General features: G+C 64.4%; 12 protein-coding genes. 8 read left to right on the top strand and 4 right to left on the bottom strand.

What is annotated here, in order from left to right:
• The 3 genes from ACWCSD_RS33900 to ACWCSD_RS33890 all read left to right on the top strand — a co-directional run.
• Nucleotides 1–641: ABC transporter ATP-binding protein (locus tag ACWCSD_RS33900; RefSeq protein ID WP_449921031.1), on the top strand; the 641-nt coding region annotated here is incomplete at its 5' end.
• Nucleotides 642–649: 8 nt separating this feature from the next.
• The gene (locus ACWCSD_RS33895; RefSeq protein WP_397160828.1) at nucleotides 650–1,402 is read left to right on the top strand and encodes an ABC transporter permease; all 753 of its coding nucleotides are present in this window, start codon (nucleotides 650–652) and stop codon (nucleotides 1,400–1,402) included.
• On the top strand, nucleotides 1,399–2,175 hold the full coding sequence (locus ACWCSD_RS33890; RefSeq protein WP_397160830.1) for an ABC transporter permease subunit: 777 nt from the start codon (nucleotides 1,399–1,401) through the stop codon (nucleotides 2,173–2,175). The genes ACWCSD_RS33895 and ACWCSD_RS33890 overlap by 4 nt, the downstream gene beginning before the upstream one ends.
• A gap of 100 nt (nucleotides 2,176–2,275) precedes the next feature.
• Here ACWCSD_RS33890 and ACWCSD_RS33885 read toward each other — a convergent pair whose 3' ends face one another.
• The 3 genes from ACWCSD_RS33885 to ACWCSD_RS33875 all read right to left on the bottom strand — a co-directional run bounded on the left by ACWCSD_RS33885 (nucleotide 2,276) and on the right by ACWCSD_RS33875 (nucleotide 5,629).
• A complete protein-coding gene (locus tag ACWCSD_RS33885; protein ID WP_387683415.1) occupies nucleotides 2,276–3,961 on the bottom strand; it encodes a ribonuclease J in 1,686 nt (561 codons plus the stop codon).
• Nucleotides 3,962–4,015: 54 nt separating this feature from the next.
• Entirely contained in the window at nucleotides 4,016–4,933 is a 918-nt protein-coding gene (gene dapA / locus ACWCSD_RS33880; RefSeq protein ID WP_387683417.1) for a 4-hydroxy-tetrahydrodipicolinate synthase, read from the bottom strand.
• Nucleotides 4,934–5,182: 249 nt separating this feature from the next.
• Nucleotides 5,183–5,629 (bottom strand): GNAT family N-acetyltransferase, encoded by a 447-nt coding sequence (locus ACWCSD_RS33875; RefSeq protein ID WP_364344650.1) that lies wholly within the window; start codon nucleotides 5,627–5,629, stop codon nucleotides 5,183–5,185.
• 1,064 nt (nucleotides 5,630–6,693) lie between these two features.
• Between ACWCSD_RS33875 and ACWCSD_RS33870 the strand changes: the two genes are divergently transcribed.
• The 5 genes from ACWCSD_RS33870 to ACWCSD_RS33850 all read left to right on the top strand — a co-directional run bounded on the left by ACWCSD_RS33870 (nucleotide 6,694) and on the right by ACWCSD_RS33850 (nucleotide 12,595).
• Complete coding sequence (locus tag ACWCSD_RS33870) at nucleotides 6,694–7,410, top strand: GntR family transcriptional regulator (protein WP_352320788.1); 717 nt, start codon at nucleotides 6,694–6,696, stop codon at nucleotides 7,408–7,410.
• A 574-nt stretch (nucleotides 7,411–7,984) separates the two neighbouring features.
• Complete coding sequence (locus tag ACWCSD_RS33865) at nucleotides 7,985–8,731, top strand: phosphotransferase family protein (RefSeq protein WP_397160835.1); 747 nt, start codon at nucleotides 7,985–7,987, stop codon at nucleotides 8,729–8,731.
• An 802-nt stretch (nucleotides 8,732–9,533) separates the two neighbouring features.
• Nucleotides 9,534–10,190: a RadC family protein gene (radC, locus tag ACWCSD_RS33860; RefSeq protein WP_358298369.1), complete on the top strand. Its 657-nt coding sequence runs from the start codon at nucleotides 9,534–9,536 to the stop codon at nucleotides 10,188–10,190.
• 700 nt (nucleotides 10,191–10,890) lie between these two features.
• Entirely contained in the window at nucleotides 10,891–11,334 is a 444-nt protein-coding gene (locus ACWCSD_RS33855) for a transposase (protein WP_449921022.1), read from the top strand.
• A gap of 949 nt (nucleotides 11,335–12,283) precedes the next feature.
• The gene (locus ACWCSD_RS33850; protein WP_364340243.1) at nucleotides 12,284–12,595 is read left to right on the top strand and encodes a hypothetical protein; all 312 of its coding nucleotides are present in this window, start codon (nucleotides 12,284–12,286) and stop codon (nucleotides 12,593–12,595) included.
• Between the two features lie 777 nt (nucleotides 12,596–13,372).
• Here the strand turns inward: ACWCSD_RS33850 and ACWCSD_RS33845 are convergent.
• Nucleotides 13,373–13,668 (bottom strand): hypothetical protein (locus tag ACWCSD_RS33845; protein WP_449921019.1); only part of this gene is annotated, 296 nt, incomplete at its 5' end.

The following is a 13,668-nucleotide window of genomic DNA, read 5'->3' as shown; positions in this document are numbered from 1 at the left end:
TTCGCGATCCGGCCCTCGGCTGGCCCTCTTGCGCGGCCGGGAGCCTGGCCTTCCAGCTGTTTGTCTTCGATGCCTTGTTCTTTCCGGCATGTCGGCTGATCGGCGGCCGACGATACGCCTCCTTGCGCAAGCCCATGTTCGAGGTGGGGGCGCTGCTCGACGCGAGTGCGGTCCATGGCGGGCGCAGCGCCTACAACCATCTGCTCTGCCTGGCCGCCACCAACGGCATCGGCGCCACACGCGTGGCCGAGGCGCTTGAGCTGGTCGGATTGGCGAGTGTGGCACGAAAGCGCGTGGCCGGCTTCTCCCTCGGCATGAAGCAGCGACTCGGCATTGCCGCTGCGCTGCTCGGCGATCCTGGTGTGCTGCTGTTCGACGAGCCCGTCAACGGCCTCGATCCCGACGGGGTGCGCTGGATCCGCGACCTGATGCGGTCACTGGCTGCCGAGGGCAGGACCGTTCTGCTCTCCAGTCACCTGATGAGCGAGATGGCGTTGACCGCTGAACGCATCGTGATCCTGGGCCGCGGGCGGTTGGTCGCGCACTCCACGCTCAACGAACTGACCGCACGCTATCCCTCGCTGGAGGACGCCTACATGGCTCTGACGGCGAGCAGCGTCCAGTTCGGAGCAGCGAGATGAGGGCGGCCATGCTGGCCGAATGGCTGAAGCTCCGGTCAGTGACGTCCACCTGGCACGCGATGGGCGCGGCGGCTCTCATGGCGGTGCTCGGCGTGGTCTGGACGCTCTACGTCAGTGACCTCGCCGAAGATCGAGGGACGCTGCAGGCAGCCGCGCCGGAACAAGGATTCCTGCCCCTTCTTCAGATGAGCCTCACCGTGCTCGGCGTGCTGGCGGTCACATCCGAATATGCGACAGGGATGATTCGCGCCAGTCTTACCGTCGTTCCGCGGCGCAGCACCTTATTTCTGGCCAAGGCCGTCGTCGTCGGTCTGGCCACGTTGACAGCGGCTCACGTCATCCTTCTGGTCACCTATTCGGCGAGCCGCCTGATCGCCCACGACCATCGGCTGGGCTTCAACGAGACTTCGCTGGCCGACGACGTGCCGATGCTGTTGGCTGCGGGGATCTCGGTGACCGCGCTGGCTCTGGTGGGGCTCGGCCTGGGCATGGCCACGCGGTCGACGGCTGGCGCGCTCATCTCGGTCGTGGCCTTGCTGTTCGTCCTGCCCGGTGTCGTCGTTTACCTACCTGCGCCGTGGAACACGCGTGCCGCATCACTACTGCTGCCGAACCTGGCTCCCCAACTCGTCGGCGATCACTTGTCGTCCCGACTTGGAGACGGCTTTCTTCCGCCTTGGGCCGCGCTGTTGGTCCTCCTGGCATACCCGGTAATCACGCTCGTTGCCGGTTTCATCTCGCTCAAGCGGAGGGACGTATGAGCGTTCTGGCCTCGGAGTGGCTGAAGGTCCGTTCGGTCCGCTCTTCCTATCTCATCGTCGGCATCAGTCTCGGCACGATCCTTCTGGGCCTTGCCTTGGCCTCCATGGCAGCCGGCATGTACGACGACGCCCCCGTGGAGCAGCGTCCGACTGCCCGGATAGCGGATCTGGAGGAGGTTCTGGTGATCGTCCCGCAGCTTTGCATGGGCATCCTGGGCACATTGGCCGTCACATCTGAATACGCCACCGGCTTGATCAGGACGAGTCTGACGATCGTCCCCCGTAGATGGCCGCTTCTTGCTGCGAAGGCCGCCGTGGTCGGCGTATTGAGCCTGGTCATTGGCCCGATGGCGGTGTTCGGGACGTATTTCGTCTCACGTTGGGTGCTTGGCGACCGATTCTCCGGCGCATATCTGACCTCGTTCGCGGACAAGCTTCCGTTCCTGCTCGTCACCAGTTCCACGGTGGTCGTATTCGCGCTGCTCGGCTTGGGATTGGGCGCGCTTCTGCGTTCCGCCACCGGTGCGATCGCCATGTTGGTGGGTCTGGTCTACGTCCTTCCGATGATCGTGGGCAACATCCCAGAGCCTTGGAGTGAGCGGCTGGGCTCGATCATGATCGGTGCACTTCCCCGCGAGATCACCGGCGACATCATCACCACGTCGGTGTACGGGTCACTTCTGCCTCCGCCTGCGGCCGCCACCGTGCTGGTGTTGTACGCGGTTCTTCCCCTGGCGGCCGCCCTCTGGCTCATACGCAGGAGGGACGCTTGAAATGCCCACTCCATGGACCTTGTTGCGATGCACCATCTGCCGTCTCGTTCCACAACTGCGGGTACGGCAGGCTCAGGTGCCTGCCGTACCGCTCAGTGGCTCAGACTTCGAGCACGACGGGAATGATCATGGGTCGGCGGCGGTAAGTGTCGCTGACCCAACGGCCGACCGTGCGGCGCACGACCCGGCGGATCTCCTGCATGTCGACCACGCCGTCCGCGGCCTTGTCCTGAAGAGCTCTTTCGATCTGCGGAATGAACTCCTCGAACTGCGCCGGATCAATGCCGGAGCCTCGTGCGTGGATCTCGGGGCCGGCGGTGAGCTTGCCGGTGGCGGAGTCGACCACGACGACCACCGAGATGAACCCCTCGTCGCCGAGAATCCTGCGGTCCTTCAGCGAGGTGTCGGTGATCTCGCCCACCGAGGTGCCGTCGACATAGACGTACCCGGCGTGAACCGCTCCCACGATCTTCGCTCTGCCGTCGACCAGGTCCACCACGACGCCGTCCTCGGCGATCACGATGTGGTCGTCGGGAACACCGGTGAGCGCGGCGAGCTTGGCGTGCGCCCTCAGGTGCCGCCATTCGCCGTGAACCGGCATGAAGTTCGAGGGGCGAGTCAGGTTGAGGACATAGAGCAGCTCGCCTGCGGCCGCGTGGCCGGAGACGTGCACCTTCGCGTTGCCCTTGTGCACGACACGAGCGCCCCACCTGGTGAGCCCATTGATCACCTTGTTGACCGCGGTCTCGTTCCCCGGCACCAGCGACGATGCCAGCAACACGGTGTCACCCTCGGCGATGCGGATCGGATGATCGCGATTGGCCATCCGCGACAGCGCCGCCATGGGCTCGCCCTGGGATCCGGTGCAGACGAGCACCACATCCTCCGGCGGCCACTGCTCGATGTCGCGCGAGTCGACGATCAACTCCGGCGGCACCTTGAGGTAGCCCAGATCACGAGCCACCCCCATGTTCCGGACCATCGACCGGCCCACCAGGGCCACCTTGCGGCCGTGCCTGGCCGCGGCATCCATCACCTGCTGGATGCGGTGCACGTGCGAGGCGAAGCTCGCCACGATCACGCGCTGCTCGGAGGTGCGGATCACCTCGTCGATGACCGGCCCGATCTCCCGCTCGCTGGTGACGAAGCCCGGCACCTCGGCGTTGGTGGAGTCCGACATCAGCAGGTCGACGCCCTCGGTGCCGAGCCTGGCGAAGCCGCCGAGGTCGGTGAGCCGGCCGTCGCTCGGCAACTGGTCCATACGGAAGTCGCCGGTGTGCAGGACGATGCCGGCGGGCGTCCTGATCGCCACGGCCAGCGCGTCGGGGATCGAGTGGTTCACCGCGAGGAACTCGCAGTCGAAGGGCCCGAAGATGTGCCGCTCGCCCTCGACGACCTCGACCTTGGTCGGCTGGATCCGGTGTTCCGTCAGCTTGGCCTCGATCAGGGCCAAGGTGAGTCTGGATCCGATGAGCGGAATGTTGCGCCGCTCGCGCAGAAGGTAAGGCACCGCCCCGATGTGGTCCTCGTGGGCGTGGGTCAGCACGACGGCTTCGATGTCGTCGAGCCTGTCCCTGATGTATTCGAAGTCGGGCAGGATCAGATCGACGCCCGGCTGATCGGGCTCGGGGAACAGCACCCCGCAGTCGACGATCAGCAGCCGGCCGTCGTATTCGAAGACGGCCATGTTCCGGCCGATCTCCCCCAACCCGCCGAGCGCGACGATGCGCAGGCCACCGTAAGGCAGCTCCGGCGGGGGGCCAAGCTCAGGATGCGGATGGCTCATGCCCGGCCCCCATGGTCAAATCGTGTTCTCAAAACTCCCGGTTCCTCCCCGTTCCTATGCGTCTGTCAACTTCACCCCGCCGGCCACCAGGCAAGCACGCAGCTCGGCGATTTGCTTCTCTGTCGCGGCCACGAGCGGCAGACGTACCGGTCCCACCGGCACCCCCACCAAGCTCAGCGCCGCCTTTGCCATGATCGCGCCACCGGCCTTCAGCATGATCCCGTCTACTACAGGGGCCACCTGGCCGTGTACCTCCAGCGCTTGCTTCACGTCACCGCTCCTGTGCAACTCGATCATGCGAGCCAGTTCGGAGCCCACGACATGTCCGACGACGCTGACGAACCCTGCGGCGCCGAGGGACAGCCAGGCGAGGTTGAGCAGGTCGTCGCCGGAGTAGAAGACGAGATCGGTCGCCGTCATGACCTGGCTCGCGGCAAACAGGTCGCCCTTTGCGTCCTTCACTGCCACGATGCGGTCGTGCTGCGCCAGGCGGATCAAGGTCTCGGTCTTGATCGGCACGCCGCTGCGCCCAGGAATGTCATAGAGCATCACCGGGAGCTCGGTGGCGTCGGCCACGAGGGTGAAGTGCTGATAGAGCCCCTCCTGCGGGGGCTTGCTGTAGTAGGGAGTCACCACCAGCAGCCCGTGGGCGCCCACCTCCGCCGCCTGCTTCGCGAGCTTGACGGTGTGGCGTGTGTCATTCGTCCCCACCCCCGCCACTACGGCGGCGCGGTCGCCAACGGCCTCCAGGACGGCGCTGACGATCCGTCGCTTCTCATCGTCCGAGGTGGTGGGCGACTCGCCTGTCGTCCCATTGACGATCAAGCCGTCGTTGCGCTGCTCGTCCACCAGGTAGGTGGCCAGGCGTCGTACGCCTTCGTAGTCGACGTCGCCGTCAGAGGTGAACGGCGTGACCATCGCGGTCAGCATGCGACCGAAGGGCGCTTCGGCGGTTCCAGTTGGCGATGCCATAGTGCGAACGCTACCTGGATTCGGAAAAACGTTGGACGTCGCCACCCCGCTTTGCCTGCCCGACGGAGCCATTTGCCCTCATTCGCAGGCATTTGGAGGAGCAAGGTGACAGGGATGACCGCATGGGGTAACCCGATCTACTTCGCTCGCGATCACCTCGCCAGCAGCCGAGTCCCCATCATATCCGCCCACGTCCACCTTTCCCTGGACGGGGCCGAAGAGGGAAGATCAGCCACCACCCGGCGCCCCCTACCGGGACAGTTCGATCTGGTACCTGATGAAACCTCTGTTCTCGGCCACCTTGTCATAGAGGCGGCGCGCGGTGCTGTTGGATTCGTGGGTGTTCCAGTAGACACGGGAGCAGCCGCCATCCCGAGCCCAGTCCGCCACAGCCTCGATCAGTTTGCGTCCCACTCCCTTGCCTCGGACATCGGGAGCGGTGAACAGATCCTGGAGGTAGCAGACGTCGGCGTCAGGGGCCGAGGTGCTGGCATGGACCAGGAAGTGGGTGATGCCGACGAGCCGCCCGTCCAGTCTCGCGCCGAAGGCGTGCATCCGAGTGTCTGCCTGGAACTCCTGCCAGGCCCGTCCATACATCTCGTCGGGTTCGACTCTCTGGTAAAAGTCGATGTACGCCCGGAACAAGCTCTCCCACGCATCCCGGTCGGACGGCATGAGCTTGCCAATGCTGATCACGTGGTCTCCTTACAGGCACGGCCTCAGACAGCCGAGCCCAGGGGATGGACCGGGCCGACAACTAAGACGAAGGCGGAGCTCACAACCTAGGGAGAAGGTGGCTCTCTACGACACGGCCACTTCTTTGGGATACCAGAAGACCACTCTTCCTGAGCCGACCACAGCCCAGGGGTATGCGGCACGAAAATCCCGCCGCTCTCACCAGCCATCAATCTAGAGAGGCACTCCGACGCTGCACCGCCGCACAACCCCTCGGCGAGAGCACTGAGCTGCGGGAAATCCCGCCGACTGACGGCTCCTGCCGGCGCTAAGGCTCTACAGGTGCTGATGGCCCTGGAGTGCTCCTGATGACCTTGCGCGTGTTGATGACCTTCTGGGCGTTGGTGGCCCTGCGGGCGTTCGTCGCCCTGCGGGCGTTGGTGGCCCTGGGGGCGTTGGTGGCCCTGGGGGTGCCAGGGGCCTTTCGGGTGCCGGCGGCCGCTGCTGACGGCCGTGCGGGTACCGATGACCCTACGGGTGTGAGCGCCGTCCTCGGCTGCCCTCTCGGCCGCTGAGCACCACAGCTGGGACTCCTGCCGGGGCCGATCACGTGCGCCCGTTCAGCCCGTCACTCTCCGCGTTTGCGGGCACGCGCGGCTGCGGCCGTCTCGTGGTCGCGGGCCGGGACAGGGCAACTGGGTGCTGTTTCCGTTCCCATCCGACAGGTTCTTCTCGCAGCGCTCCGCTGTTGCGCGTGCCCAGCCGTCCATCCGGCAAGTTGGGTGGGACATGCCATGAAAAGACAGGAAGCGGAGCTCGACGTACTGAATGAGCTGCGCAAGCGCGCCTCGACGGCTGCATCTGAGGGCGCGCATTGGAAGAGGCCGCCGATATGTGCTCGGGGGTACACACATCGACGACCTCTACCGGAGAATCGGTGTCCCTTACATCAGCGTTACAGGGTTTCTCCGATAATTTTGCGCCATCGCAAAGTTGGGGCTCCAGCAGTCATCGATGACGGTCGGTTACCTGTCGAATACGGCAACATGGGGCAACGCCTCACACGAACCCCCAGGGATGGACTAGTGGCCACCTCAGATCCGGTCTACCTGCGTGTCGTCGAAGACATCCGGCGGCAGATCCTCGACGGCACCCTCCCCCCAGGCGCGCCCATTCCCTCACGGGCGCAACTGACCCGTAAGTATCAGGTCGGTGAGACCGCTGCCCGCCACGCTCTACGCGTCCTTGCGGGCGAGGGTCTCATCATCGGCCGTGTTGGTTCAGGCCATTACGTCAGGGACCGTCCAAATTTGACCCCCTTGCATCGATGGCGCTTCCTGGACCACCCCGCGCCGTTCGCATCCGACCTGCAGTCCCAAGGCAGGCGCGTGACGTGGGACTGGCACAGCGAACCGGCCGACGCCAGCCCCGACATCGCCAGACGTCTACGCATCGACGAACATTCCACGCTGACCAGAACGCACTACGTCTTTCGCGGCGACGGCAAGCCGATCCAACTTGTCACCGCCTACGAGCCGATGGCGTTCGTCGCCCACACTGAGGAGGAACGCCGTAGCTTGGTCGCGAGAATGTACGCGCATGGCATAAAGATCACCGAGGTCGTCGAGAGCATCCACACCCGGGTGCCCCAACCGGCCGAGAGCGATGCGCTCGATCTGGCAGCAGGGGTTCACGTTCTGCATGTCGAACGTACGCACTGGGCCGGCGAACGTCCTGTCGAAACGAGCGACATCGTCATCCCGGGCGATCGCTTCAGAGTGATGTACAGCATGCCAGTCTGACCGGTTCAGGGCTCCGGGTGGCGCCGCACCTCGCCGCCTGGAGCCTCACGTACCCACACAAAGGCCCCCTGGGAAGCGACACCTCAAGGAACCGAAGGACCGCAGGCCGGATCGCCATCCGCCGATTAATCGGCCGCAGGGCGCGGTAAGACTCACCCTGCCCCATTCCCCTCGTGGAGCCCCACATGGGGACTACGCGCCATGAGGCTCCGATGTTCTGGTACTCGGTCGCCTCACAACGAATCCTCTTCCGGCCGCGAATCACCTCCGGCTCTGGCGGGAGGATCGCATCAGACCACGTCAAGAGCGGCCGCAACCTGAGCCGCGGATCATGAGTCTCGCCCGCTTGTGATCAGCATTGGTGACGGGCCTCCGCGCCACTGCACAGGCTCACTGTTCGTAGATCAAGTCCGGCCATCCGTCGTAGATGGCGGCTTGCGCCTGCGGGCGAGGAACGCCTCACTGCTTGCCCCGTCAGTGGTCGGCGTCCTGCACGGCCCCGGGCGGTGGGACGCGATAAGCCGCGCAGCCGCACGCGAATAACCTGGCGACGTCGGTGGTCATCCTCGCGATAATGGCCGACGTGGAGCAGATCGAGGTCGTCGTCGCGCATAACGAGCGCGCGACCCTGCGTGCCGGGGACGTGTTTCTGAAGATCGACGCCGACCAGACGCGCACTGACGTCGAGGTCAAAGCCATGGCCATGGCGCCGATCCCGACGCCGGAGGTTCTGTGGCGCAAACCGCCCGTGCTCGCGCTCGCCACTGTTCCAGGGACGGCACTCGGTCGCCTGGGCGAGCCGTCTGTCGCGTCGCCGGCGGCATGGGCCGCGGTGGGTGCCGCCGTGCGGATGCTGCACGACGCGCCCCTGCCACCATGGCCTGGTCAGAGCTTGGACGCGGTCACCTCGCGTCTCGACGCCGAATGCGAGTGGCTCGTCACGAATGGCGTCCTTTCGACCGATCTGGTCACGCGCAATCGCGAGGTTGCCGCGACTGCGCTCCGGCCATGGAAACCGGTGTTCACGCACGGCGATCTGCAGATCGCGCACGTGTTCGTCGACGGCGACGAGGTCACCGGCGTGATCGACTGGTCCGAGGCTGGCCAGGGCGATGCGCTGTTCGACCTCGCCATCTTGACGCTCGGACATGAGGACCGCCTGGGCGATCTGATCGCCGGCTACGGGGCCGATGTCGACCTCGACGTGATCCGCGGGTGGTGGTCTTCGCGAAGCTTGCTGGCGATCAGATGGCTGATCGAGCACGGCTTCGACCCGTTTGCGCCAGGCTGCGAGGTCGACGTGCTGAAAGCCCGGATGTGAGCTGGACGAGCTGACGGCCAGGAGCGCTGCTCCGCCGGGTCGAGTGAGGCGTATCCGCAAGTGCGTCGTCTTCCTGGCCGACGATGTGATGGCCTCGATAACCGCTGGAAGGCGGTCAACGACATCGGGCTGCCGAAGCACGACTCGAGGCGACGATACGCCTCGACTGCCGAAGGCGTGGGTCACGAACATGCCCGCGATGAAGCCTCGGGACGGTTGGTATAGCTCGTGCTCGGCGGGATCTCCGAATCGACGCTAATGAGGCTCACTGCCCTGTATCGGAATCAGCGCGATAATCACCACTTCGGCGAGCGAGCCTCCAACGAAGCCATCAATACAGCCCCTGGAACCATGGGCTTGGATGACAGAAATCCGGATACCGGATCGATTTCTTCTGCATAGAATCTGATGTCCGAGCATTCTGTCACTTTTTCGGGCGAACAAGAGCGGTCGAGAGCAAGCGGTAGATCGTAAGTAGCGCTGCCGGGCGCCCCGGGGCGAGCGCCTAGAGCACCCACCAGCGTCAACGGTCCCAACATCGACGCCGGCCAGTCACGTGTTCCAGCTGGCGACCATGCGGTGGCTGGAGAACAGCCCTCTCATCATGCCACGCAAGATCACTCGCTTGCGGTTTGATGCGCGTCACGGCATTGCGAAGACGGTCATTCTTCGCATTCATGGATAGCGGTTGCCATCAACGTAGCTCAAGCGCGATATACCCGCCCACTCCGTCCTTATCGGCCTGAATATCAGAGCCTGAGATTGTCGGTCCTCGTTGATAGAACGGGTGCGGAGGTTGCGAATGCGAGTCAAAGATCTGTGCGAGCGCGATCGGCCGCGAGAAAGGCTCATGTCGAGCGGCGCGGCGGCGCTTGCCGACCGGGAGTTGCTGGCCGTTCTGCTCGGCTCCGGCTTCCGCGGGGCGAGCGCGCTGGAACTGGCCAGTCAAGTCATCGAACACTGCGGCGATCTCGATGCGCTCGGGCGCGCTGATCCGCACCGGCTGCTCAGACTGCGAGGCATAGGGCCGGCCAAAGCCGCGCGCGTGGCGGCGGCCTTTCATCTCGTACGGCGTGCGGCGTCGGAACCTGCGCGGATGCGCATCGCCAGCACATCCGACCTGGCGAAGGTCTGCGCCCCCTTACTGCGTGGCCTCGGGCATGAACGCTTCGTCGTGGTGGTGTGCGATACGCGCGGTGGTGTGCTGAAACGTTCGGTGCTGACAGAGGGCGGCGCCGATCACACGACGGTGCCCGTGCGGGAGACGATCTCCCTTGTGCTCACCACCGGTGGCGCCATGTTCGGCGTCGCCCATAATCACCCTGGAGGCTCTCTCGATCCCAGCGAGGCCGATCTGGAAGTCACCGCCCGCCTCGCCGAGGCCGCCCGGACAGTGGGGCTGCGTCTCCTCGACCATCTCATCATCACGGATGCGGCTTGGAGGCGGATCTCCATGTGAATCATTTCATCCAGGACCTCGGCGGACGTATTAACCGCGGGGCGCCCAAAGACCTCTTCCTCCGGCAGCGTCGAACAGGAGAAACACATGAGGCGGCCATGAGAGCCTAATGGCACGAGTTGCGGCCGTAATGGACGTCGGCCGGCCAACACACCCATCCAGGCGTGGTCCCGCACATCCGAGAGAGCACGGGACCACGTTCTCCTTTCTTGCGAAAGATTTCGTGGGGCTAGAGGTCGGCGGCAAGAAGGGACCGCGGCCCCTGAATCTGCTCGATGGCTGGCAGCACACGGAAGCCTGCACCTGCACCCGTCCGTCCGTCCGCCAAGGAAGCCTGACGGGTGGCGCCGGGACAGATCGCATGTCCGAGGCTCGCTTGACCACTCAAAGGACATGGCCGGATTGTCCATCATCTCTAAAATGGTGACTGTTCGGGTTACAGGTTACTGTTGAGCGCAAGACGGTAGTCATGAGGAAAAGTCGTTGATGGCCTGTGTCCTCGTCACAGGTGCTCGAGAATTTTGGCCAATCCTTGCCGATCTGCTGCGCTGGCCATGACGGAGAAGGCACACTGGTTCCTGCGGCCATTGCAAGCCTCCTTCACCCCTTGAATCGTTGCTATTCGAAGGAGCTTGCGATGGCCGTCCTTATTTTCCTGGTGACGAGGATGAGAGAAGAAAGCAGCCGAGGATAGGGATCAATGCGCCATACGGACCTGACGAATGCGGAGTGGGAACGGCTGGTGCCGTTGCTGCCTGACGGCGACGTTGGACGCCGGCGGCACGGAGACCAGCGAACGCTGATCAACGGGGTGCTGTACCAGGCGCGAACCGGGTCGCCTTGGCGCAGCCTCCCGGATCGGTTCGGATGCTGGATCACAGTCTACAAACGGCAGCGCCGCTGGGCGGCGGACGGGACCTGGGGGCGTCTGCTCAGGGAAGTGCAGGCCGCGCAAGGCTTCGGCAGGCACGTGAACGGCGATGTTGTGGTGCATCCTGGCGCTGTCGTGACTTACGACATCGGGCCGTCGGCTGGGGCTGCTCGCGAGACGGGGTCCGGATCGGTACAGCAGAGAGATCCAGTGTTGGCGAGCTTGGAACTCCGGCTGACCGAGGTGATCAAGATGGGGAAACGTAAGGGTTGATGTGAGGGCGCTGGTGCCGGCAGGCGCCTGTTGGCTGTCTGGGGAGGGTGCCTGCCGTCCCGACTTGATCGGCTGTGTGATCAAGGGGCGGCGGGTGAATCGGTGTGGTGCTTCGCCTATGGGATCTATCCGGCCCACGCGCAAGCATCAAGCGTCCGGCTGATCATCGCCTGCCTCCGCTCGGAGGGTCACTGGTGGGGGTGAGCGAGCTTGTTCAGTTGCTGACAGGTTGCGCCAATGCGGACAAGGGGCGAGTGCGGTGGCGGCCTGGGCGCCTCGGTCGTGGCTTTGGGCGCCGAGCGGCACGGGGGCCGCACTCGACGAGGCGACGAAGGTCTCGTGACGTCCTGGTCGACGGCCACTTTGTGTGCGAAACAGTGGTCACGAATGTTGTGTGTAGTAGTTCGGGCGAGACCCAGCTTCCGCTTGCTGCGGTCGCCGGCTCGCCGCTTGTTACCAACGGCTCGCCTGTACGTCGGGAGGTGGGCCAGTCAGCAGGGTGTGATGCCCACGCATTTAGCCAATTCTGCGGTCCCTGTTTCGGGAGGCTGCCATCCCATATCCGACCATATGCCAGGTAATAGCAGGACATGACGGTGCTACGTCCGCACTTCTGCGTGCTTCTACAGGCGGGCGAGCGAGGCTGAACGATGGCGTACCTTCGATCTGGCTGCTCATTTGAGCGTTCCGGCCCGACTGCGGCCCTTTGCCGCGGGCGGCGGCAGATTGATCCACCTCATCTAGGTGGTCTTATTTCCCCCGACAAGGCGGATGGATGGGGATGTTCACTGGAAAAGCGTCGGTGGGCGGAGGAAGAAAACCACTCCGGGGCGCTTGTCGGGGATCGCTTCAGGCAGGGACGTCTTGCCAATATGTGCTCGCAGCAAGTGGGGGCCGGCCGCTGTGGGTGGGCTCCCTTGTCATCCGCTGGTGTAGGGGGTAGGGGTACGTGAACGTTGAGGTGGAGATCCTCGATCTACAACTCCGTCTGCAGGCGCTGGAGGCTCGCTCGTGCACGGGTGAGCGTGATGCGGTGTTGGCAGGGCTGGCTACGGCGAGGGCGGAGATCGTCGAGGTTCGCTCAGGGGTCGGTCGGGACTTTGAGATCCTCAACTTCGAGATCGCGCGCCTTCGCGAACGGTTCGACGAGAGCTGCAAGGCCAGCCTGGCGGAGACGTTGACGATGCTTGAGGGGCTACGGTTCCAGCTCGATGATCTCGGGCTCAGACTGGATCGTCTGTTGGCGAAAGATGATGCTTGAGCGGCCTTGAGCCCCCGGTCTGATCCGGGGGCTCTTTGTTGAGGTCTATCGGCTGCTCCAACATTTGGTGGCGATGATGCTGGAGGTCATCTTCAGAGCTCGTTTGGACCGGATCGGCCAGGAGAGGCGTCGGGAAATGGTGACGGCCATCCCGTACTCCTTCTAGGGCCTTGTCCGAGAACGAAGGAGCCAACGTGATGGCCGCGAGGAACAGTGTGCCGTCTTCGAGATGGCATGCAAAGCCGTTTCGAAACTGTGGCTCCTACTTCTCTCTTCTCGGGCCGGCTTCGGACGGAATGCCAACGCGTCCCTCTTAGTCAGGAAAATCGGGCTTGAGTGACAGCTTCTTGGCGAATTGCAGTACAGCGACTTGACCGTTGAACGTTGCCCAGGATGGCGCATGAATATCTTCAGGAGGCAAAGGGTCTCGGCAAGTCCTGGTGTGCAACTGCGAGCTTGTAGAGGTGCCGCCATCGTCGTTGGCCGGCGCTGCCGGCCACTCAGACGACCGCACGTAAGTAGACAGTGTTCGTGTCGCGAGACGAATAGGTCCGCGGGGGCCTACGCAGGGCCGCAGAGCTGCGCTTGAGTGGCACAGGCAGCTTTGGGAGTGCGTTCGAGCGGGAGGGCTGGTTTTGTCAGGCTCTCCCGATAGGTTGCCTCAGGTGGGCGACCAACGCGGGGTTCGTGCTGCTGCAGGTAGCGACTCAGGGGCGGGGGCTTCTCTACGCCTAGAGGATGAGCCGAAGGTGAGTGCTGGTCTGGCGGGTGCCCGGGCTATCGGGCGTTGCCGGCCAGCAGGCAGTCCCAGAGCAGCTGGGTTCTGAGGGCGGAGCCTCGGGAGGTCTCCTCCAGGATCGGGATGCTGCCATTCTTGCGGGCTCGGCGGATGAAGCGCTGCCCTCCGATCTGGCAGAGCTCGTAGATCATGGGCTCGCAGTGGCAGGTGTATGCCCGGACCCGTACGCGTTCGTAGGGGGAGCGGGTGGGATACCAGCGGATGGCTGTGCGGCCTGGGCGGGGTTCTGGGAGGTGGATGCCGATGCAGGGTTCGTAGTCCAGGGAGAGTACGG

It is taken from the genome of Nonomuraea sp. NPDC001684 (genome assembly GCF_053596515.1).
This window is presented reverse-complemented; position numbering and strand designations above follow the sequence as displayed.